This is a genomic window from Paenibacillus hemerocallicola (assembly GCF_006265175.1).
Taxonomy (GTDB): Bacteria; Bacillota; Bacilli; order Paenibacillales; family NBRC-103111; genus Paenibacillus_AB; species Paenibacillus_AB hemerocallicola.
Genome location: NZ_VDCQ01000045.1, coordinates 48,817 through 71,278, shown reverse-complemented (window position 1 = coordinate 71,278; position 22,462 = coordinate 48,817). Strand labels below are relative to the sequence as shown.

General features: G+C 51.2%; 18 protein-coding genes and 1 pseudogene. 8 read left to right on the top strand and 11 right to left on the bottom strand.

Annotated features, from left to right (window positions below; translation table 11 throughout):
- Nucleotides 1-187 precede the first annotated feature (187 nt).
- Nucleotides 188-1,192 (top strand): LacI family DNA-binding transcriptional regulator, encoded by a 1,005-nt coding sequence (locus FE784_RS26355; RefSeq protein ID WP_176706535.1) that lies wholly within the window; start codon nucleotides 188-190, stop codon nucleotides 1,190-1,192.
- A gap of 47 nt (nucleotides 1,193-1,239) precedes the next feature.
- Here FE784_RS26355 and FE784_RS26350 read toward each other — a convergent pair whose 3' ends face one another.
- Nucleotides 1,240-2,298, bottom strand: a complete 1,059-nt coding sequence (locus tag FE784_RS26350) for a M14 family zinc carboxypeptidase (RefSeq protein WP_139605243.1) — start codon at nucleotides 2,296-2,298, stop codon at nucleotides 1,240-1,242.
- Nucleotides 2,299-2,319: 21 nt separating this feature from the next.
- Nucleotides 2,320-3,633: an ABC transporter substrate-binding protein gene (locus tag FE784_RS26345; RefSeq protein ID WP_139605242.1), complete on the bottom strand. Its 1,314-nt coding sequence runs from the start codon at nucleotides 3,631-3,633 to the stop codon at nucleotides 2,320-2,322.
- Nucleotides 3,634-3,886: 253 nt separating this feature from the next.
- Here FE784_RS26345 and FE784_RS26340 point away from each other — a divergent pair, with 253 nt between their 5' ends.
- Nucleotides 3,887-4,039: a helix-turn-helix transcriptional regulator gene (locus tag FE784_RS26340; RefSeq protein WP_425465571.1), complete on the top strand. Its 153-nt coding sequence runs from the start codon at nucleotides 3,887-3,889 to the stop codon at nucleotides 4,037-4,039.
- A gap of 79 nt (nucleotides 4,040-4,118) precedes the next feature.
- On the opposite strand, the gene FE784_RS26335 is transcribed toward FE784_RS26340, so the two are convergent.
- Nucleotides 4,119-5,438 carry a neutral/alkaline non-lysosomal ceramidase N-terminal domain-containing protein gene (locus FE784_RS26335; RefSeq protein ID WP_176706534.1) on the bottom strand — a complete coding sequence of 440 codons (1,320 nt, stop codon included), beginning with the start codon at nucleotides 5,436-5,438 and terminating at the stop codon, nucleotides 4,119-4,121.
- 953 nt (nucleotides 5,439-6,391) lie between these two features.
- Complete coding sequence (locus FE784_RS42480; RefSeq protein WP_281287163.1) at nucleotides 6,392-6,520, bottom strand: hypothetical protein; 129 nt, start codon at nucleotides 6,518-6,520, stop codon at nucleotides 6,392-6,394.
- Between the two features lie 336 nt (nucleotides 6,521-6,856).
- On the opposite strand from FE784_RS42480, the gene FE784_RS26330 reads away from it, so the two are divergent.
- Nucleotides 6,857-7,219, top strand: a complete 363-nt coding sequence (locus FE784_RS26330; RefSeq protein ID WP_139605239.1) for a VOC family protein — start codon at nucleotides 6,857-6,859, stop codon at nucleotides 7,217-7,219.
- Between the two features lie 58 nt (nucleotides 7,220-7,277).
- Here FE784_RS26330 and FE784_RS26325 read toward each other — a convergent pair whose 3' ends face one another.
- The 5 genes from FE784_RS26325 to FE784_RS26305 form a co-directional block, all read right to left on the bottom strand.
- Nucleotides 7,278-7,712 carry an Rrf2 family transcriptional regulator gene (locus FE784_RS26325; protein ID WP_139605238.1) on the bottom strand — a complete coding sequence of 145 codons (435 nt, stop codon included), beginning with the start codon at nucleotides 7,710-7,712 and terminating at the stop codon, nucleotides 7,278-7,280.
- Nucleotides 7,713-8,098: 386 nt separating this feature from the next.
- Nucleotides 8,099-8,860 (bottom strand): SDR family NAD(P)-dependent oxidoreductase, encoded by a 762-nt coding sequence (locus FE784_RS26320; RefSeq protein WP_139605237.1) that lies wholly within the window; start codon nucleotides 8,858-8,860, stop codon nucleotides 8,099-8,101.
- 121 nt (nucleotides 8,861-8,981) lie between these two features.
- On the bottom strand, nucleotides 8,982-9,209 hold the full coding sequence (locus tag FE784_RS26315) for a hypothetical protein (RefSeq protein WP_246132182.1): 228 nt from the start codon (nucleotides 9,207-9,209) through the stop codon (nucleotides 8,982-8,984).
- Nucleotides 9,210-9,263: 54 nt separating this feature from the next.
- Complete coding sequence (locus FE784_RS26310) at nucleotides 9,264-9,683, bottom strand: hypothetical protein (RefSeq protein ID WP_246132181.1); 420 nt, start codon at nucleotides 9,681-9,683, stop codon at nucleotides 9,264-9,266.
- Nucleotides 9,684-10,105: 422 nt separating this feature from the next.
- Nucleotides 10,106-13,102: a TIM-barrel domain-containing protein gene (locus FE784_RS26305; RefSeq protein ID WP_139605236.1), complete on the bottom strand. Its 2,997-nt coding sequence runs from the start codon at nucleotides 13,100-13,102 to the stop codon at nucleotides 10,106-10,108.
- A gap of 178 nt (nucleotides 13,103-13,280) precedes the next feature.
- Here FE784_RS26305 and FE784_RS41135 point away from each other — a divergent pair, with 178 nt between their 5' ends.
- Nucleotides 13,281-13,439, top strand: a complete 159-nt coding sequence (locus tag FE784_RS41135) for a hypothetical protein (RefSeq protein WP_176706533.1) — start codon at nucleotides 13,281-13,283, stop codon at nucleotides 13,437-13,439.
- The gene (locus FE784_RS26300; RefSeq protein ID WP_139605235.1) at nucleotides 13,440-14,612 is read left to right on the top strand and encodes an extracellular solute-binding protein; all 1,173 of its coding nucleotides are present in this window, start codon (nucleotides 13,440-13,442) and stop codon (nucleotides 14,610-14,612) included. It abuts the gene before it with no gap.
- Between the two features lie 162 nt (nucleotides 14,613-14,774).
- Here the strand turns inward: FE784_RS26300 and FE784_RS26295 are convergent, their stop codons facing one another.
- Together FE784_RS26295 and FE784_RS42955 are read right to left on the bottom strand one after the other, a co-directional pair.
- A complete protein-coding gene (locus FE784_RS26295; RefSeq protein ID WP_176706532.1) occupies nucleotides 14,775-17,090 on the bottom strand; it encodes a glycoside hydrolase family 31 protein in 2,316 nt (771 codons plus the stop codon).
- A 372-nt stretch (nucleotides 17,091-17,462) separates the two neighbouring features.
- Nucleotides 17,463-17,646: pseudogene (locus FE784_RS42955) on the bottom strand (IS66 family transposase); the annotation flags it as partial.
- A gap of 276 nt (nucleotides 17,647-17,922) precedes the next feature.
- On the opposite strand from FE784_RS42955, the gene FE784_RS26285 reads away from it, so the two are divergent.
- From FE784_RS26285 to FE784_RS26275, 3 genes are all read left to right on the top strand, one after another.
- Nucleotides 17,923-18,915, top strand: coding sequence for a LacI family DNA-binding transcriptional regulator (locus FE784_RS26285; RefSeq protein WP_139605233.1), 993 nt, complete (start codon nucleotides 17,923-17,925; stop codon nucleotides 18,913-18,915).
- A gap of 301 nt (nucleotides 18,916-19,216) precedes the next feature.
- Complete coding sequence (locus FE784_RS26280; RefSeq protein WP_176706531.1) at nucleotides 19,217-20,950, top strand: right-handed parallel beta-helix repeat-containing protein; 1,734 nt, start codon at nucleotides 19,217-19,219, stop codon at nucleotides 20,948-20,950.
- Nucleotides 20,951-21,267: 317 nt separating this feature from the next.
- Nucleotides 21,268-22,446: an ABC transporter substrate-binding protein gene (locus tag FE784_RS26275; RefSeq protein ID WP_176706530.1), complete on the top strand. Its 1,179-nt coding sequence runs from the start codon at nucleotides 21,268-21,270 to the stop codon at nucleotides 22,444-22,446.
- Nucleotides 22,447-22,462 lie beyond the last annotated feature (16 nt).

The following is a 22,462-nucleotide window of genomic DNA, read 5'->3' as shown; positions in this document are numbered from 1 at the left end:
AATCGTTTTCGTTCTCCGCAAAGCTGCGGTTTCGCGACTCCGCGCGGCATGCGGCCTGTGGCTTGCTTTTCACGGCAAATTGCCGAAATTCGCGAAGTATCCGCTCTGCCATTATGTTATAATGGCAGAGCACGCCTTTCTAAAACGTTTAACTCAATCCCGCAAACAAGGAGATTCGCCCTTCCCCATGGTCACGATCAAAGATATAGCCAAGCTGGCCGGCGTTACGATCGCTTCCGTATCGAGAGCGCTGAACAACGAGCCCGGCGTAAGCGATGCGGTCCGCGCCAAAATTATCGCGATCGCCAAGGAGCTCAATTACGTTCCGAATTTGGCCGCCAAACGGCTCGCGGATAAGCAATCGAACTGCATCGGATTTATTTTCTCCATCGTCAGAGGGTCGTTTTTCCAACATTTGTGCGACGAATTCCAGAAGCAGGGGGAAGAGCGCGACGCTTCCCTGCTCGTCTCGTTCGCCAAGCCGGAAACCGCGCTGGCCGTGCTCCGCGAGCATTTCATCCAACGCGTCGTCCTGTGGCCCGGAACGGACTGGAGCCCTTCGCGCGAGTTTTTGAAAGTCAAGGAGCTGTTTCAGGGCGAAATTCTCGTCATGGGCGGCGGCAAGCTGGAAAGCGCACACCGGATCGCCGTCGATCGGAAGCATGCGATCTATAGTGCGGTGCGGCATCTGGCGGAGCTCGGCCATCGCCGGATCGCCTATGTCGGCCTTACGTCGGACGACAAGCTGGTCGGCTTTACGCTCGGCTTGCTCGAATACCGGCTGGAGTTCGACCAGCGGAATATGATAAGCAGTCCGCTGGTCGGGGAGCTGCCCGAAGACCGACTGCTCGATATTCTGGGCAGCGAGCCCAGCCAGCGGCCGACCGCATTTATTATTAGCAGCAACGGCTATTTGAAGCCGTTTCTGCGAGCGGTTCGCCGGTTGAACCTGCGAATTCCGGAGCACTTCTCCCTGATCGTATACGACAACATCCCCGATATGGAGGTCATTTACGACGTCCCGCTTACCACTGTCGGCCCGAATGTCGGCCGGCTCGTCTCGGCCGCCATGGACTGCTGGTCCGAGAGCGGCCAGTCGGGGGAGAGTCGGACGTGGAAAGAAGTTACAGTGGAATCGGAGCTTCACGTACGCTCCTCGACGGGACCGTTGCCGGGCACGATCCCCTCCTGACGTACCGTCGCTTCGACAGCTCCCCCCGGAGGGGGAGCCGGAGATCGCTAATTCGCCGCCGGGAACAACGGATTCGTTTCCTCCATGAACCGGAACAGCTGCTCGAACATGACGAAGTGGCCTTCGTAAATTTGTTCATGGGTACACCGGCAGCCTGCGGCATCAAGCCCTTGGTTCGACTCGTAGGTCATCGAAAGTCCGCCGCTTATATGGTGCAGCGCGGAGGTCAGATTGAAGGACGGAGGCGTCGGACTTGAGGGAATTCCGTTGCCGTGGAGCGGCAAAAATGGAATTCCTTTTGCCCGGTACGCTTCCTCCATCTTGTCGACAAGACGATTTTGCAGTGTCTCCACCGCCGGCGGAATGTAGCTCGTTCTCATGAAGTGATTCGGCGAGTTGGCCCCGCCGTGCAGCAGTACGGTCGCATCGCTCGCTTCCCGGTCCGTCAGCTCCATCAGCCGTCTTGTTTCCTCCGCCATAGGCGAGAAAAAATGGTCGTGCATGATATTGATCCCGTCGTCGTTGAAGTATCCTCCCAGACGTCCGCTGGCGCCGGCAATAGGATGAACCGCCTTGCAACCCGGCCAACCGCACAGCGTACCGTCCGTCCATGTCCCCTGCACCTGATAGCGAAGCTCCGTCATCGTTTTGCCGACCATGCTTTCGTACGAAACCCGCGCCCGTCCGTCGGGATTCAAACACGGAATGAGCACCAGCCGCAAACGATCGGCGCACCCCCGAATGTAAGCGTTCTCTTTTCCGTCAAAGTCTTTTCCCGTCTCGAGCAGCCGGATCAAATTCAAGATGGCGACTATGCCCTCGTGCTCGCCGCCGTGAATGCCGCCCACGATCGCGACGACCGGTCGGGTCGAATCGGTTTTGCGGGCATAGGCCGACAAATCCCCGGCTCCGCATGCCGAATTGTAATTCGCTTTACGACGGAAATCCTGCTTTTCGCCGTAATAAACCGCATATACGTCCCGGCCTCCCGGGGATCGGGCGATCACGTCCGCCTGCCCGCGCTTGACCGCGGATACGGTTTCTTTCACGTGCTCCAACCCGCTCTTCCAATAGGAAGGAATCAAGTTCAAGTCCGAATTTCTCATCCGAGCCTCCGTCGCAACTATTTATTTTTTGGCCGCCTCCGCCTCAGCGATCGCTTTGTCGGCCGCCTCCTGCGCTTCCCGAAGCAGCGTGTTGATATCTTTAGATCCTTTCGCCAAGTCGGGCACGACGGCGTTCAGCTTCCCGTCGATCAACGCGTTGTACGCGTGCGGAGGAATCATTTTGGCCGGCTTTACCTTCAAAGCGCCAGCCAAATTTTTCCCTTTCAGCACTTCGACGTCCGCGCCGAAATCTTTGCGGATCGACTCGTCGGCCAACGCCGTCAGGCGCCCCCCGCGATTGATCTTTCTTTGCACCTCCGGCGAGGTGAAAAATTGGATGGCCAAATAAGCGTCTTCCTTATGCTTGCTCGTCTTGGATATACCGATCATCTTCGCGCCGGGATGGATCGTCACCCCCGGCAACTCTTGGAACGAAGGCATGCCGACGATGTCGAAATTCATTTGAATGCCGTTTTTTTGCATGTTGCTCGCCGTATCCGTCAGCCAGTTGGCCATCATCGCCACATTCCGGTCTTTCATGAAATCGGCGCTTTTGATCGGATATTCGTTGTTGGTAATAATACCGGGTATTTCGTAAAACGGCTTGATCAGCTCCAGGATCGACTTGTAGCCGGCGTTGTCGAGCAGCGCCTTTTTGGTCGTCTGGTCGTACACGGGCATCGATTTGATAGCCGCGAACGTATTGGGCGCAAATGGCACGAAACCGCGATATTGCACGCCCGCGTCGACAAATGTCATCTTTTTCGATAATTCGAGCAGCTCTTCCCAGGTCATTCCTTCCTTCGGGTAAGGCACTCCCCTTTTATCGAAAATATCTTTGTTGTAAAACAGCGCATAATGGTTCAAATCGAACGGAAGACCATAAAGTTCCCCTTTCGGACCCAATTCGACGATCCAATCGATATTCGGCTTCGCGAAGGCGTTCAGATCGACCGGGTTCGCCTTGTTTTTGACCATCGCGCTAATGTCGTAAGGAATGTCCAAATCCTTGAACGTACTGTACCGGACGTTGGCTACGTAAAAAATATCCGGAAATTCGCCCGCGGCCGCCAGCTTCACCGGATCGGTCCGATCGACCTTCATCGTGATATGCGGATATTTGGCTTTCAGAGGCTGAAACAGCAGCTCCTCGAACTCCTGATCGCTCATCGTCAAATAGTGGGGAACGATTTTCAGCTCGACTGGTTCCCGTCGCTCCGCCTGCTCGATAGCGGGAGCTTTCGCCGCGCCGCTCCCTCCCCCTCCGTCGCCGCAACCGGTTAACGCCGATGCGGTCAGCAGCAAACCGTACCATGCCATTCGTTTGTAGACCATTTGTGGCTCGTGACCTCCTTGATCGATATTAATAAAACGTTTTATCAATTAATACCTATATATCTTATATTACATCACATCCATCCTTATTTTATTGAAGTAAAACGTTTACGTAATCAGTATAAGAGAAGGAGAGAGAAACTGTCAATCGGCATTTTTCGAAACCGAGCGCGACCAAGCCGCGACAACTTGGAGTCAAATCGCCGGCATTTCGTTTTCGCAGGAAAAGGTTGATGAGGTACGAGGTGAAGAATTGGGGTTAGCCGTCGGCGTTTCCCGACAGACGATCACTTCGCTCGAGGTGGGGAAGTACACAGCGTCCCTTGTGCTTGCCTACAAAATCGACAAATATTTCGGACTGACGATTGAAGAGGTATTTGATTTCAGAGAAACGGAGGAATTGTAATCAACCTGACCGTCTGCCCGTTCTTCACAGCTTTATTACAAAAACACGTCACAGAAGGAACATTCTGTGACGTGTTTTTCTACTTATGGAGACAGCGCGCGGCATGGCGTTCGTGCAGCAGGTCGATCGCCGCTTGTACGAACCGTCCTCCGGCTTCCTCGGAGAACAAGGCTCCCGTCGGCTCATAGCCGCCGTGGTCGCATGCTTGAGGCGTACAAACATAGCCCAGACCGGAGCCGTTGGACAGTTCGTTAATGATCGTGTAGGCAAACGGCGATTTGTCCTTGATTTCCAGCCCGAACTCGACGAACATTTCCGAAGGCAGCGCCACGATCGCCAAATCTCCGATCGCAGACACCTGGATTTCATAGGCCCGCGTAGGCAGCGGCTTCCCTTGGGACTGAAGGCGGCGCTCGGCTCGAGCTTTTTCCATCAGTTGTCTGGCTGTCATCGACTCCTCGGACATGCCGTCGAGCTCCACAAGCTTATGATGCGCCCACTCGATTTCGTGCGCCCGCAGCGCCCGCGCCGATACGGTGATGAAGCGGCTTGCCGTGGATAACAGGACCTCATCCGCCGACGTTTTCGTCAGATCGCGCACTTTGGCAATCTCCAGCCCGAGCCGATTCCCCATACGGACGCGATGCGGTACGAGCTTGGCGTCGATGCGCCCCGACACGTCAATATGATTCAGATTGCCGCAAGCCCCCTGAAAAAACAGACTGACCACCGATTCGCCGTACAATTGCTTGATAGTGCGGCTGATATAGGCCGGATAATCGCTGCTATACTCGGTCCCTCCTACGCAATCGGTATGTACGGCATAATTGCTGACGACGCCGATCGGCTCGCCCTGCGCATTGTCGATGCGCATGACCAGTACCTCCGGATCGATCGGTCCCTCCGGCCTGTCGATATTCGGATTCAAAACGCCCGGATTGGTCTGGACCGTACCGTCCTTCATATAGAATCGACGGTTGAATGAGATCGTATCCTCATACCCCCGACCGAAGCCGACCGACGCTTCCTCGCGGCGCGCATAGGCGATAATCGCGGCGTCAGCCGCTTTGTCCTCCAAAATGGGGTAATAGCGGAGGGCATACTCCCCCTCGGGGCGCGGCGCTCCGGTATGCGTATGCGTGCACGCCACCATGACGTTCCCGGCCGGGATGCCTGTCGCTTCCTGTACCCGCTTGCGAATGCGTTCGCAGGAATCCAGCTCCAGCGAAATGATGTCAATTACAATGAAGGCGAGCGACGTGTCCGCCGATTCGATCGCCATCGCCTTGACGTACAGCTCGTCCCTGACGCCCGTCGACAACCGTTCTTTCGGACCATAGCCCGGAATTTGATTTCCGAGCGGCGGCGTAATGTTCACTTCAGCCAATCCGACTTTCACCAGCAATCCCTCCCGAGTCCGGTCTCGTTTCCCCGGACGGTTTTCAGTTTTAGAACAGCGCCCAGCCGGAGCGCGTTCTTGCGGCCTTGTCAATGATACGAATCGCCGCTGCATGCGTCGTCAACTCGACAGGCCCGATGTCATCAAGACGCTCAATTCTTTCCCTGTTTGTCCTCGATTTATGTAGTACGGAAAGTGTTTATACTTCTCATATGTATCTTGTATATATGTGTCACCTCCTCTATCAGCCAGCATTCGATTTGTACTTACATTAGGATCTTTTTGAAATAAATATACGAGATAACAATTTGAATTTCCGCATGCCCCTCGGGGTTCACCGTCCCATGTCACGCTGCCCTTATGGAATCGATCATTCGGCTGCATACTATAAGTGTCGAGTATCGCAGTGTAGTAATGCTCAAGTAGCGGCAAAAAAATGAGACATATGCCTGCACCCTGTTATCCTCCTATCGTTAGGATTGCTGAGAACTGACGAAGGAGACGGGAAGGAATGCTGAAAATGCCTCAACAATAGTATATCAAACTTATTCGAGATGCAGAAGGATGACCGGTATGCGACATTGCCAGGCAGGTGGGCGTTCATTGGCGGACAGCCCAGCGATATGCGGATCAGAGCAATTGGAGTGCTCGATTGAAAGCGCAAGAGTGGCAGCCCGGTCATAGGGCCCTACATGAAGGTCATGATGCCGGGATTATAGTTTACATATTATTTATTATGTAATCTAAAAGACACTTCCCTCCACCTATACAGTGGCATGGAAATGTCTTTTCACCTCACTTGGGACTGGCTCACTCGCTGTTGAGAATGGCCGCCCTCCATTCTCCTGCGATTTCTGTTGCGATTAAGGGATTACTAAGCCGTGTTGCATGCAATTGTATCGTGAATTTTTGCACAACCTATTTTGTTACAAGCCGACCCGGGCCTCCCTCGGTTACTTTCTCTTCTTTTCCTTCTCAATCGCAATCGCTGCGTCGGCTTTTTCCTGCAATTCTCTCATCAGTGTATTCAAGTCAACCTTATCGACCGACCGTTCATCGTCGACAATCAACATCTGCAGCACATTCCATCTCCCCCGCTGACCTGTTATTTGGCTAACCTGTATCGGATCGGATAGTTACACCTAGTAGTATAGCACCGCCTTATCTCGATGTAAGCGCAATTATTTTTAGAATAAGACCAAATATTTTAGAGGTTTGTGGAAATTGCCGCAGCAAATGGCGGAGGGAATGCCTTCATGTCTACATTACGGCAATAGATCTACTGACATTTACCTAACTGAGATGGGTAATTGAAAAATCTTCACCAAAAAAGTTTGACAAGATCAAGATATTTATATATAACTATACTTGATATAACCATTATGGTTATAGGTTAAAATAAAATTTTGGAGGTTAATATGAAAATCACAGATCATTTTATCCCCGTGTTTACAACTCAACTGGATACAACCGTTGCTTATTATGAATCTCTTGCTAACCGACCTATGGATCGAAGATGGGATATTCCCGAAGCCGGCTTGTCTTTAGCCACAGTATATCCTTATGTTATCGTATCTGGAAGTCCGGAGGCCTTGGAGCCTGCTAGATCACTCCGTGCCGTAGTGTACGTTGATTCCATGAACGAATTGAAGGTCGGATTAAAACAGCAAAATACCCTCATAGTAAGGGATCAGCATGGTCCTATTGGTCCAAGCATTTTTGTCCAACATCCTGATGGCAGTTTTATTGAATATGTAGAGCCTGCACAGGCTACTGTTTGACTGGCGCAGATTTAAAAGATGTAAAAAAAAGCTGCTCCACGGCACGTAGGGAGCAGCTTTATTTTACATTCACTTTTGTCCGTAATTGCTCAACAATCTGAGCCAGGGTAACGGAAGCCAGTTCATGCTCCAGTGCCATCTGCGCATGAGAGAGTTGCGGTGCAAGAACCGATTCAATGTTCATTCCTACAGAGCAATTGGGGTCAGGGTTCTTATGAAAATTGAAAAGCTGGTTTCCTTCCACCGATTCGACCGCCCGGTAAATATCCAGTAGGGTTAATCTTTCGGGAGATACTCGAAGGGAGGCCCCCGCAACTCCAGCTTTTGTTTCAATATACCCTGCTTTTTTGAGATGGGCCATGATCCGTCTAATTACAACAGGGTTACTATTGATGCTTCGTGCTATTCGATCGCCTGTACTATATAGCGGGTCCAACGTGATCATCGAGAGAATATGGACTGCCATCGAAAAACGACTGCTAATTTTTTTCATCTACTCACCCTCTTTGCTACACAGTATAGTTCCAATTAATGAACAGGTCAATCGACAAACTTTTCGGTAGGCAAACAAGAAGCTTTCAAAACTGATCAAAAGTCAACTCCAAAATTAATCCTAATTTGAATAAATCATTTGATTTTGTTTATCGAACATTTGGATTTTTATAGGCAAAGGAATCGATTTATTTACATAAAAGAAATTAAAGCCATTGTAATCGGTTAGTTTAATTTCCGATTTATCGACACCATCGATATTCAATGAGTAAAAATGTAGTGAGTTTATTTTGCCGATCAATAAGTTTGACGCCCCTCCCTCAAGATTCGGGACATTAGAGGGTCAGGATCGACCCTCTCTTCTTAAATTTCTTTATTAAGGCAAAACTAGGTTCTTGTCTTCGACACATACGGAAAAATTGGATCTCTTAATTCGAAGTCATACGTTTTTCCATTCACAATTCCAACAACTTTATCGCCATCATAAAGATCCAACATAAATCCAGCCATTTCTTTTGCAGTATGAAATTTTGATACTAATCCTTCATAATTAAACTCATCTAAATCCAAAGCTCTTTTAATAAATTCAGATTCAGTTGCAGCAGGAGCCAAGACTTTTACTTGCATGGCAGCTCCTTTTTCTTTCAATTCTTGTGCGAGACCTTCTGTAAAGGCACTTACATAGAACTTTGTCGCGCAGTAGGCCACAGAATTTCCAACAATTTGATACCCTCCCCCTGAAGAAATATTGATGATTTGCGTTCCTTCAACATCTGCATAATCACGTAGATAAAGAGACGACAGAACGGTTAAGGCTTCAATATTCAAGTGAAGCATTGTCGTAACTTTATTTAAATTTTGTTCCCCAACAGAAGCAAAGCTTCCAGACCCGGCATTGTTGATCCAGGTCTCGATCTGATAATTCTGAAGGCTTTCGTAGAATTCATAAACCTTTGCAGCAACAGATAAGTCAACAGTTCGAATGACAACATCCAGGCCCGGGTTAATGGTAGCCACTTTTGATTTTAACTTTTCCAATTCCTCCGTTCTGCGAGCTGCTATGATTAAGTTTTTTCCACGAGCCGCAAAAGCAAGAGCCGTTTCATACCCAATTCCTGAGCTGGCCCCCGTAATAACCGTATGTTTCATATAAATTCCTCCAGAATTTTATTCAATCGCTTTGTTTAAAGTCCTTCATTTAACTAATCCGCAAAGAAACTCTGAATAAAAAATTCTTTTTGTTTGAGCATATAATCCGAAGCTTTACTCATCATCTCGGCAACGAGCAGGCTTTCTTCCTCCCCAGTTTTCCGCTTATTTCTGAAACCATCAATCCTGGACTGTCATCCTTGACATTCGTGCTGATGAAATAGAGAACCATGATCTCGCCTGGCTTTTGATTGTATACCGTGCGATTCTGCATCATATTTCCACTGACTTGCGATTGGAAGTACGCTTCCATTAACTGCTTTGCGATTTTCTTCTGCTCCTCCGACAATCCATTCACTCCTCGAGTGCGAATATCGCTGCCAGATGCAATGACTCTATTGTGCTAAACTCTTAAGGCTGCATATCGCGCTGCGATCGTGTAAAATACTTCCTTAGGCTCCCAAGGCATGTCGGGGTAAGTCGTGCCGCGGCCTTCTTGCAGCACCCGCACGATCCCGTATGACGCTCGATCGAAATCGTGTATGGGGTCTTCGTCGTACGGCAAGTTGTGGGCCGCAAAGGTACACCAGAATGCTGTGTCGACTCCGGCTTCTTCGAAAACGTTGAAGCTATCGTTGAAGTATTGGCTCTGTTCGGACTCATTACGCTCGTAGCTGCCTATCAATCGAACGGCACGCGCACCTTCCCACTCGACGATGAACATTCCTCTTGCCCTGTACACTCTCGCCGGTTCGAAGTTGGTGTATGTGCTGGTTCCTTCACTTAGAAATCCCGTGTCATAGGTCACTCCACGCATACGCATAATGAGTAACCTCCTTTCGTTCTCAAAATATATAGTTTACCTAATAGTTTTGTAATTTATATATTAGGTTACCTAAGTATATTCAAGTGAAAGTATATAGTCAAATAAATTGTTGACAAGCTGGCGCCGCCCTCATATTGGGGGAACGGCACACGTCTCTCCATTCATTACGACCGCTGAAACAACGGAAGTTGAATAATCGGTGATCCGGGCTATACCGCCCGGACTATTGGACTTAGCGTAAGAAAAAACGCCAAGCCCGACATGATTGAGGGCTTAGCGTATATTATCTTTAAATGTTGGCGGGACCACTAGATGGTAGCACTCGCCTTGGCTCGTTCGGCGTATTCGCAAAAAGCCAATTTTTGCGTCCATGAAGTCTGCCAGGAACGGCAGCGCAAACGCTTCTGCACCTGAAAGCGCTACAATTTCAGCTCGCCCGGGGTGACCCCCCAGTATTTGCGGAATACGCGGATAAAGTACCCGGTGTCCCGGAATCCGGTCGAAACGGCCGCATCGGCCACTTTGCAGCCGCCTTGCAGCAATTGCTTGGCATAATTCATCTTTTTCTCCATCACATAATCGGAGAAAGAAGTTCCCGTATCCTGTTTGAACAGCCGACTCAAATGCGAGGCATTGACGTGAAGAAGCTCCGCGGCGTCGCTCAATTTGAAAAATTGCTGGTCGATCGACTTGTTGACCATTTCCATCAACCGTTGAACGAGCGGATGAACGGACGAATTCCGCGCGTTTCGCGAATAAGCCGTAACTTGCTCCGCCACTTGAAGGAGCAGCGCGCGGCCTTCCGCTTTGGCTGACATCGTCTGCAAGCCGAGAAATAATTCATAGTTTTCCCCGATCACTTCTTTCATCGGCCATCCTTTGCTATCGAGAAAACGGACGAGCAGCCCGCACATGTAAAGGAAATTTTCGCGGACTTCATCGGGATGGCGGGCTTCATCGACTCTTTCCTTCAGCAGCAGCTCCAGGGCGTCGCGGGTTTTGTCCCAATCTCCGCGCTCCAGGCCGATCTCCAAATGTTTTTCGCCGTCCGGCGATCCGGGCATCAGCACTGTATCGGCCGACAAAGGAAAGTTCTGTGCCGCATCGCCGCGTGCTCGAACGTCCGCCTTGGCGCGGCCCGCACGGGGACGATTGCTGTCGCGACTTTTTTCCGTTCCGTGTACAATTTCGATTTGTACCGTACCCGACTCCTCGATATATAGCTGAGTGCAGCCGGATAACCGGTCGAACACCCAGCTCGGCGATGAGGCCATTTTCCGCGCCTGGGCCGTTTCCTTGTACGTTTCGCCGTTTACGGTAACCCGGGACGGTTTCGTATTCGTATAAATAAACGTATCGTAGCTTCGCTTGACCGGCATGCCGGCATATTGTCCGATGCGCTTCCCGATCCGCACGACGGTTTGTCGTTCGATCGATTCGCAGGAAAAGGTTGTGGAAGCGACTTCTCCGGTCGCATAGCCGAATGTCGTCCCATCGTCTTCATAGAGCGTGTAGTCGCTGTCCCCATGCGGATAAATATGCAGGCTCATCCGGGCCACCGCCTTTTGGCCGACATAGTCCATCTCCGGCCACATTGGAATAATCGCTCCGGCCCGGACGAACAGCGGCCCGCCGACATGATCGGGCACGTCGTATTCCAGTTCCTTGGGCCCGCTATGCCGCTCGCCCGTCCAATAATCGATCCAAGCTCCTACGGGCAAGCTCACCCGCTCGGTAAAAGCGGCAACCAGAAATGCGTCGCCAAACATGTATTGGGTCAATATATTGTCCATTCTGCTATCGTGCGGGTACAGAAGAGGCATCGCCCGGGCGATCGGCATTCCCGTACGCGCGGCCGTATGGGCGGCCGAATAAATATACGGGAGCAGACGGTAGCGCAGCTTGGCATAGTTCTTGAACATCGTGCGCAAACGGCTTTCGAGCAAACAAGGGTGACGCCAATACGCCCAGCTGTTTACCATGCACCAGGGCTGCAATAATCCGAAATGGATGCCCGACGGCGAATGGATATTCATATCGTTTGTAACGTTGGAAAGGCCGGATAAACCGTCGTTCAATATCGTGATCAACGTCCTGTTTTCCCTTTCCGACTCCATGCCTCCCGTCCACAAGGCGGCATATTGTTGAATGCCGGCATACGACTCGGCAGAGTAGATCATGGGTCGGAGCCCCGTCTGCTGCTTGAAGCCGTTATACATTTGTTTGCTCAGCAGCAGCGAGTACAGGAGCTCCATCTCTTCGATGGTCATTCCATTGCCCCACCGTCTGGCGGAGTGATCCCTCGCGATGTTGCTTTCGCTCAGCTTGAACGCCTTGACGCCCTGATCGACGAATTTCATCAGATGCTCGTACCACGCTTCCTCGTTGCGGTGCTCGCTGTCCGATACGGCCGCGGAACCGTCCCCATTCGCCGACTGGAGCTTGGGTTGGCGCAGCTGCTGTTCTTCGTAAACGCTTAAATCATAGTCGCAGCTCAACCATAGGCTCAGCTTGAAGCCCATTCCGGCAAGCGTGCCGATAAACGTATGCTGGCCTTTCGGGCTCCAGTCGGGTATATAAAACCGCCCCGGATGCCAATTTTTGGTCGTCGAGCGGTCATAATGCTTTTCCATCCAATTCGATTCCAGTCCGAACGTATCGCACGGAATGTCTTCCCGGCGAAACTTCAGCCCGTCCTCGATCGCCTCGCGCGCGTTCGCCTGCTGGTTGCAAATAAAGGTAAATCCGTACGCCCATATCGGAAGCAGCTCCGGCTTGCCCGTAGTATCGGTATACTTGTTCAACAATTCGGCATAACCGTTTCCGGTGTACAATACATAGTCCAACTGGGTTCCAGACAGGCTAAAGGTTAATCGGTCGGGGTCCGTACAGCCGATATCGATCTCGTGCTTGCGAGTCGTATTGATGAACAACCCCCAACCGAGACTGCTCATGAGAAACGGAATCGGCGCAAGCGTGACCGACTTGAGCGGGTGAATCCGGGCAATCCGGCCGCGCTTCATAATCGTCTCCCGGGATTCGTCGCCAAGCCCGTATAGCCGTTCATCCGGGGACAACCGCAGTTGTGCGCCGAATCCTCGTTCCGCATCCGAAGGCGTATGGTTTACCGATAAACTTTGGCGCAAATAAGAAAGCGCTATACGCCCGTCCGTCCGATCAACCTGCAAAACCGCTTTTTCCGTATGAATGGATGTACAATCGCCGTCTTCGGTTACGGTATAACCGGCCGCAGTCGCAGGGAATCGGATGATTCCGTACCGGACAAGAGCGGATTCCGGAAAATCTCCGTTCGCACACAGTCTGACGCGAAAGGTGTCGGGGGCAATGACGTGTATACGCATATGGCAGGTTCCTGCGAACGTCTGGAAATGAACATAAGTTCGTTGCTCGGGCAAGGCAAGTCCCCCTTATACACGAGAATTATGAAAGATTATAACATACTTCGTCCACTTTCTCATGAGAATACCATTCATTGCAATCAAACTCCATTTAATCGAAATGTAAGCGCATCGTATAATTGCATTAAGCAACAATCGATTGTGCTTGTACACTACTAAATAGGGGGTACACTTTATGACGAAATCTATGTATGTGCTTTCATTACTGACCGCGGCAGCGATTACCGCAACGGCTTGCGGCAGCGGCACAAGCACGGGCAGCACCGCCAAGGAAGAAGGGAAAGCGGTTTCGCAGACGCCGGATACCCAGAAGCCGGGCGAGCTTTCGTTTTAATTGAATTCGTCGAACAAGCAGGAGTTCGATGAATTGCTCGCCCCCCTCATTCGAGAAAAATTTCCGAACTATACGTTGACCGGCATCGAGTCGAGCACCAAATTGTCGGACATGGTCACCGCCGGAAATGTGCCGGATATCATTATCGGCACGAAAGGCACGATCCCGCTGTCGATTCAGGAATTCGGCCTGGATCAGGATTTGACCGAGCTGATCAATACGAGCAAATTCGATCTCACCCGCATCGCGCCTGCATACTTGGAAGCGATGAAATATTACACGAACGGCAAAGTGATCGGGTTACCGATAAACGGCCCGGCGTTCGCCCTGCATTACAACAAAACGCTGTTCGATAAATTCGGCGTCGCTTACCCGAAGGACGGCATGACGTGGGACGACGCTTACGAAATCGCCAAAAAGCTGACGAGAAACGAAGGCGGGATCCAATACCGCGGCTACAGCGAGCGCTGGCATCAAATCTTTATGGAATTCAACCAGTTCGGGCTGCCGTACCTGGATGCGAAGGAAGACAAAGCGGCGGTCAATACCCCGGAATGGAAAACGCTGGTCGAAGGGTTCGTCCGTTTCTACAAGCTGCCCGGCTTGAGGTTCGACAGCAAATCGGGCTATACGGAAGAGGATCGCAAATTGTTCGCCACCGGCACCTCCGGCATGCAGATTTTCGCCCAGCCGGAAACGTACACGTCGTTCGAGTGGGATATCGTTTCCGTGCCTACGTTCAAGGAAAGGCCGAACGGCGCGTTGTGGGGCAGCCCGCGCTACTTGTTCATTACGAATGCGAGCAAGCAGAAAGAAGCGGCGATGAACGTGGCGGCGTACCTTACATCGGATGAAGCGCAATTGAAGCTGAGCAAAAAAGGATTGGCGCCGGCGCTTGCCAAAATAAGCGACGAGATGAAAAAGTCGTTCAACCAAGACAGCCAGTACTATAAAGGAAAAAATGTCGGCGCGTTCCTGTACAACAAACCGGCTGCGGAGCCGCCGGCAAGAGCGACGGGACTGGTCAACTTCTCGAAAGCCCAAGGCATCATGATTGCCGAGGTTCAAAAAATGTTTACAGAAGGCATGGAGGTAGATGTCAACACGGCGCTGCGCAATGCCGAGGAATTGATCAACAAAGGCATCGCCGAGCAAAAGGCGTCGAAAAAGTAACCGTTTCAAGCCGATTGGCCAGGATGAAAGGTAGGGCTGTCCCGAAGGTCATAACCGTGACCCGGGACAGCCTCTTTTTTAACGATTCAGAATTTTCAAGTTCGATAAAGTGATAAATGCCGGGTCAGGCGTCGTGGAAAAGGCTTCGTTTAATAGCTTTTCTTATATCAGCTCGATCGTCGCGCTCGTTGCTCCGGAATCGTCCTCCGACACCGCCAAACGGACGGTCGCGCCCGCGGGATCAAACGACCACGTCTCCTCTGCCGCCGTCGCGGCGTCTCCGTGTCCGGCTTCCGTCCACCGTTTGCCGTTGACGGTCACTTGCTCCGGTTTTTCGGACACGTGCACATTCAGCTCGAACCGGCGACCCTCCGGCATGCCTTCATAGCGCCCGGCTCTCGGGGCGATTTCGATCGTGGTCTTGCCTGGATCGGCCTTGCTGCGAATACGCGTAACGGCGACGGCATGCTCCAAATATTGATAAGTATTGCCGTCGTCTTCATATAGGACGAACTCGCTTTCCCCGTCAGGATATACGTCCAGGCCGATCTCGTCCAACGGCTTGTCGCCGACAAAGTCCATCTCCGGCCAAGTCGGAATGATCGCGCCGCCACGAACGAACAGCGGGCCGCCCGCATACGAGGGTGGCGTATACTGCAACTGCTGAGGACCGCAGTACCGTTTCCCCGTCCAATAGTCGGTCCATTCGCCCTCCGGCAAATAGATCGTATCGGTAAAAGCGCCGACCAACAGCGAATCGCCGAACATATATTGCTGCACCAAATGGTCCGTGCCGGTGTCGTTCGGAAAAGCGAGCGGCATCGATCGCACGATCGGCAAGCCGGTACGGGCGGCCGTATGGGCGGCCGAATAAATGTACGGAAGCAGACGATAGCGCAGCTTCGCGTACAGCTTGAACAGGTTCAGCAGTTTTTTGTCGAGCAGCCATGGATGGCGCCAATACGCCCAACTGTTGACTTGCGACCAAGGCTGAAAAAATCCGAAATGAATACCGGGGGCGCTGAACACTTCCATATCGCAGCTCGTATTCACATGCCCGGTCATACCGTGGTTCAATATCGACACGAGCGGTTTCGGTCCGCCTCCCGTATCGCCCGCCCATGTGGCGGCATACTGTTGAATGCCGACGTAGCCGCCCGCCGAATAGATCATCGAGCGCTGGCCGGTTTGCTCCTTGAAGCCGGTATGCATCTGCTTGCCGAGCAGCAGCGGGTACAGGTTGTGCATTTCGTTGTCGGACAAGCCGTTGCCCCACAACCGGTCCGGATGCTCCAGCGTTTGGTTGGCCGCATCCATTTTGAACGCGGAAACGCCTTGATCGACAAACTTTTGCAAATGCATAAACCATGCCTCATTCGGCTTCGTCACTTTGTCAAGGTACGTAGGCTCTTGCAGTCTCGAATCCTGCTCGTAGTCGTCTTCATGGATGACGGGATCGCGATCCGCTACTTCCGCGACGTTGGCGGACTGGTCTGCGGCAAGCCGCTCCTCGTGATGGCTCAAGTCGTAGTCGCAGCACAGCCATAAGCTTAATTTGAAACCTTGTCTTTGCAGCGCCGCTATAAAGGTGCCCGGGCTTTTATCCGCCCAATCCGGCATATAAAACCGTCCTGGATGCCATTTTTTGTTCGTGGAGTAGTCGTACCGATGTTCCATCCAGCCCGGCTCCAGCCCGATCAAGTCGCACGGAATCCCTTCGCGGCGGAATTGCATGGCGTCGTCGAGCATCTCCCGGGCGTTCGCCTGCTGGTTGCATACGAACGTCAGCCCGTAAGCCCAAATCGGCAGCAGCTGCGGCTTGCCGGTCACATCCGTATACAGATCAAGCAGTCCCTCATAACTGTCGTCCGCGAATAAGTAGTAGTCCAGCTCGCTGCCCCGCCCCCAATACCGCAAACGATCGGAGACCGTCTTGCCGATATCGACCGAGTGGCGCGAGGTCGTATTCATGAACAGGCCCCAGCCTTTGCTGCTCATCAGGAACGGAATCGGCGCGTACGATTTGACGTTGAGCACCCACATATCGAAGCGATGTCCTCTTTTTTCGATCCGGTCCCGAGTCACGTCACCGAGTCCGTATAGTTTCTCGTCATCGGACAATGAAAATTCCGCTCCGAATCCTTTCGTTCGGTTAGACCATGGCGGAATCGGATTGCTTGTCAGCAGCTCGCCGTTTGGCTTGCGCAAGGCGACACTTCCGTCACGTTTATGGACGGTCAGCATGACCCGGGCGGTGGCGATCGACACAAACTCCCCGTCTTCGGATATGGCGAACTCGACAGCGTCCTCTCCCCCTTTCACGATTCCATACCGGACGAGCGGCGTTTCCGCGAATTGGCGCGATTCGCTCAGTCGAACGCGGAACGTACGCGAGGTGATCGGCACGATACGCATATAGGTGCCGTTGCTTAATTGAAGCTCGATGTGTCGAATTTGCGGTTCGGTAGCTGATGACATTCGGTTTCCCCTTTTCACTGTAGTTAGGCCCATTATAGAGCTAACGGAATAGAGAAAATAGGGAATTCGGTTGCAACATATAGTAATATGATGCATGTTTGTTGATAGGACAGTTCTACTCAAAACTCAATCTCATGGTAATGAAATTGGCCTCATCCGATCCTAAATGCGATGCCGAATTGGTCAGCTCCTTCTCACGACATTTACACTAGCTAACCTACGGATTAAGCACTCCGCGACAGATCAGCAAAATTTGAAATGGCTGAGCGATGCGCTTGGAGGCGCGCCGAAACAAAGGAAGCGTATGTGAGCAATGGAAAGGAACGACCAACAAGCAATGATCGAGTAGGCTTATGGGTGTGCGCATAGGCCTTTCGCGTTCCGCGGCGTGTTGGCAACAACCAATTCATTCACCCGATCACAAATGGCTTGATCGACCGACCGTTCGCTTCGGTTGTTGTCGATCTCCAGCCGTCCATCCTTCAGGAACAATGTCAGCTTTCCCATGGTTTAAGCTGTTGGCGATCACTTGTCCAAGCAAGCTCTTCGGCAAAAGTCCGAGACCTCTCTGCTCCCTCCTACTCGATTGCACACTTCAAGTAACGAGTGTTATACTAGCCGTAACCCTGCATTCTAGTCGGTAACATCATAGCGCCAAATATACCGACTAGTATAGCGCTGTTCGCCAAAATTGCGTTACATAACGGCGCATCACCGATCTGACGCCTCCCGCCCGCCCTACACGTTCGATGCGACGACAAAGCAAGAAAGCTAACAAAGAATACCTGCTACCGATCGAATTTCAAATTATGAAGCAAAGGATGCATCCCGCATGAGTGTAACAAAAAAACAAATCGCCGATCATCTCGGCATTTCCCGCACCGCCGTTTCGCTTGTTCTGAACAATTCTCCATCCAGCAGCATCTCGCATGAGACTCGAGACCGCATCCTGCAAGCCGCCAAAGAACTAGGCTACAAAGATACAACACCACGCCATCGTCTCTGCCTCTTGCTCATCAATATGGAGGTCGACGACCCGCGTTTCATGTCACGGCTCGATGTCATTACACGGGCTGCGGATCGGATGCAGTGCGATCTGATATTCAAATACATTCCGCAGACGAACGATTCCATAACACAACTAACGCACTTTTTGCATACGACCGATCTTGCAGGCATCATTGTACGGGGGCTTTACACCGCAGAGACGATTCAAGCTTTGGAGCAGGCGGCCGTACCGTACTTGCTGCAATCGTTCGAAGAACATGTGCCAGCCCCCTCCAGCAACATGCGGCAAATTATTTACGATCAATCCCAAGTGGCTTATACGGCGACGAAGAGATTGATCGACCTCGGTCATCGACAAATCGCACTTTTTCTCGGGAGTATTGACCTTCAAGTCCACGTAGTCACGTTGCGTGGCTACCGCCAGGCTCTGATTGATCACGGAATTACACCCAATATGGGTCTGGTGCAATCTTGCAAAGAAGAAGATGGCTATGAATTGTGCCGTCGGCTGCGTATTTATGAAGTGCCGTATACAGCGATTTTGTGCTGCAATACGATCGCCCAGTTCGCCGCACTGCAATGGCACAAAGATCATTCCGTAGCGGTACCCGAACAAGTCAGCTTGCTTGGATTCGGTGCCACGAGTTTAATTAATGCGAGTACACCGGTCTTGTCCAGCGTGCGGGTTGACTCTGATGAGATGATGCAAGCCATGATGAAACAGATCGAAGGGCTGCTCACGGAGGACCAGGCAACTACGCTGTACGTCGACAAAGTCGAATTTCTTGGAAAAGCCACCTTATATCAAACACGGTAATAAGGTTGATATAACTACAGTTATTTTTAAGTAACGTGCGACATTTTTTCATTGACAGCCCCCCTCTTCGTATTGTAATGTTACTCTTGAAAGCGATTACCAATCCTTGATGTCTACAGTAATCGATTTCACTTCATCCAATATGGAGGCGATCAAGATGCACAAGAGGAACATCAGTCCTGAGGGGGATTTGAGACACGATCGAAGCCGACCGGAGCAACACGAATTCCCTCAGTCCGCCACAACGGACGACTTCACTGCGAGCGAAGGACAGACTAAGACAGGAGTAAGCAGACGCAAAATGCTTACAATGCTTGGTGCGGCAGGAATGTCGCTCACCGCTGCCGGGCTGCTGCAGACCGGAGCACTAGGAGCGTCGACTGTATACGCCGATGTATATGCCGACAAAGGAGGTATTCCAAATCACGGTGCCGGCAACGGCAATGGAAACGGGAATACGACTGGCAGCGGCCCCAAGTGTGTTATCCTTATGACCCTAGCACAACTGCGCAGCTACACCTCCCCTCAAACCGACGAGCAATACTATCTCACCGATCCCGGTCACGAAGGACATTTCCATTACGATCCGACGGATTCGTCTTCTCTCGACAACACGGGTACGATTCTCGTCTCTTCAAGTGGCGCTCGCTTTAAACGTAACATCGACAAGAACACGTACAACGTCACCTGGTTTGGCGCCAAAGGTAACGGCGTTACCAACGATACACCAGCTTTGCAAGCAGCAATCGATGCTATCCCTCCGAACGGCGGGACATTGTACATTCCGCCGGCAACGGCCTTCTATGCTTTGGAAACTGGCGGTTTATGGCTAAGCGATCGAACTAACATCCACATCTTCTCTTCACATGCGATGTTGAAGATCAAAGACGGCGTACCCGATATTCCGAAGCAGCAAGACAGTATCTACACCACTTCCGTGGACAACTATACGCTGCTATACTTGCAAAATTGCACGAACATGACGATAGAAGGGCTGCAGCTTAACGGAAACATCTCGAATCGGACCGCTTTGGCAGGAGGTGAAAGCTTCCAGACCTGCCTAAAAATCAAAGGCTGCACGAATGTGATTGTACGAAACTGCATCATTACGGAAGCAATGACGGATGGCATCACCGTCACCGGTATCTATCAGTTCACTCCGACACGTCAAGTACAGGTGAGCAAGCATATCGTGATCGATTCCTGCACGGTAACCAAATGCAGGCGCAACAACGTATCGCTCATCGCGCAAGACGGTGTTACGATGACGAATTGTCTGGTTGATCAAGCCGGGACCATCCAAGGAACACAGCCGATGGTAGGTGTTGATGTGGAACCGAATCCGTCCTGGCCGCGCAGCAGCCAAAATGTCATTCTGCGAAATAACATAGTGACCGGAAGTGCGGGCAAATACGAAATTAGTTGCGGCGGAGCGGATCAGCATAATATTTTGATTGACGGCAACATCATTCACGATAGTATCGGAACGGGTCTGAACATCGAGACTGGGAAAAATCAGCCGCTCTACTCCAATGTCATCGTAGTCAATAATACGTTTACCAAAACCAAGTATGGCTTGCGAGTCGTAGGCCGAAACGTCGACTTGATCAGCAACAACTTATTCGTCGACAATGAACAGATCGGGTTATTCCTCTATAGCAGCGACGGTATGATGGTGACGGGAAACAAATTTATTCGCAACGGCGTAGCCGGCATATTCAACAGTACGTCCGACGCCAGCTTGAAAATCCGCTCCCTCTGCATCACGAACAATTGGTTTGAAGATAACGCTTCCGCCGCATTCGCTAGCCACAGCTGCTCGGTCAAACTGTCGATGTTCGACGCTTCGTCACTTGTTGTCTTCGATAACAACAAGCAAATCAACACACCAACCGCATCGCCGAAAATGAAGGGCGTCCTAATCGACATCGATTGCATCGCCATAGCAAATGGCAATGTTTCGCGTTACTTGCTGAACTCGGATCATCCGCACGATCGGTTTGACGGAGTAGGAAACATTTCACTCAGCGTATAATCGTATCAAACGGTCGTTCATACCTCCCCATCCTCATACTACCGATAAACGGTTGATTATCAAGTTTTGACATCCAGTGCATATGCAGATGCAATCGCGCGTGTAGATAGAAATCGATTAACATATACGAAATAAGGGGATGTTTAGTTATGGTCTGGAAACAAACATGTAGCACTATTGCAACACTGGGCATGTTAGGAGCCGTCTTGTCCGCTTGCGGCAACACCGCGACACCGGAAACAGGAGCAAATCATAACTCGTCCACTCCCCCTGTCTCCCAAAAACCGAGCGAACCGCCGGCACCGGTGAAACTGATTATGATGCAGGATGGCGCTACCATTACGAAGGATGAATTCGAAAATCTGATCGCTGCCCCTGTGAAAGCCAAATACCCGCACATCTCCATGGAATTGGTCATCAATAGCAAGGCAGATGCAGGCGTTCAAGATTTCATTGCCTCCGGCGAGTTTCCGGACCTAATCTTCAGCACGTATCCGCGCATTACGAACCACCGGGATTTGAAGACGGTCGAGGATTTGAATCCGTTAGTCGCCAAGAACAAGGTGGATCTGACGAAATACGATCCCGCCGCACTTCAAACCGCGCAAGTATACTCAGGTGACGGCAAGCTGTACGGACTTCCGTTTTCACTTAACTTTACTGCTACGTTTTACAACAAAGACATCTTTGATCGATTTGGTGTTCCTTATCCGAAAGACGGCATGACATGGGACGACGCACTGGATACGGCAAAAAAGATATCGCGTGTTATGGACGGCGTTGAGTATAAGGGCGCTTTCATACAAGGGATCGGCGATGTATCTACACAACTGAGTCTGCCTCTCGTCGATCCGAAAACAGGCAAAGCGAATTTGGTCGTCCAAGAGGGCTGGAAAAAGCTATTCGATCTGTACAAAGCGTTTACTGACATCCCAAATAACAAAGACGCCCTTGCGGGAGCGACGTTGAACAACGGGTTTCTAAAAGATCAGACGGTGGCAATGGCGATCAGTTACGACGCCCGTATTGCTGCGTTGGAGAAATTGTATGGAACGCCGCAAGACTTTAACTGGGACCTCACCCAATTCCCGAGCTTCAAGGAAAAACCGAATACAACGGTCGCCTCGTCGGGTCATTTCCTGCTGCTGTCTTCTCTCGGCAAACATAAAGAAGAAGCATTCAAGGTCATAGAATTGCTCGGTTCATCCGACGTACAGAAATTGATTACCGACCATGGCCGCTTCACCGCACTCCGCGACCAATCGATCAAAGAAATGTACGGAAACAATATGAAATCGCTGAAAGGCAAAAATATTAAAGCCGTATTTAAAAGCCAGTTTGCTGCACCGGTAGCTCCGCATACGAATACGGCCTATGTGTTCAAACATATCAACACTTCGCTTACTCGGGTAGTCAACGGTGAAATCGACGTCAACACGGCAATTCGCGAAGCTGAGGATGCAGCGAACAAAGAAATTGCGGAAAAATCGAGATGATTATAGCCTTGAAAGG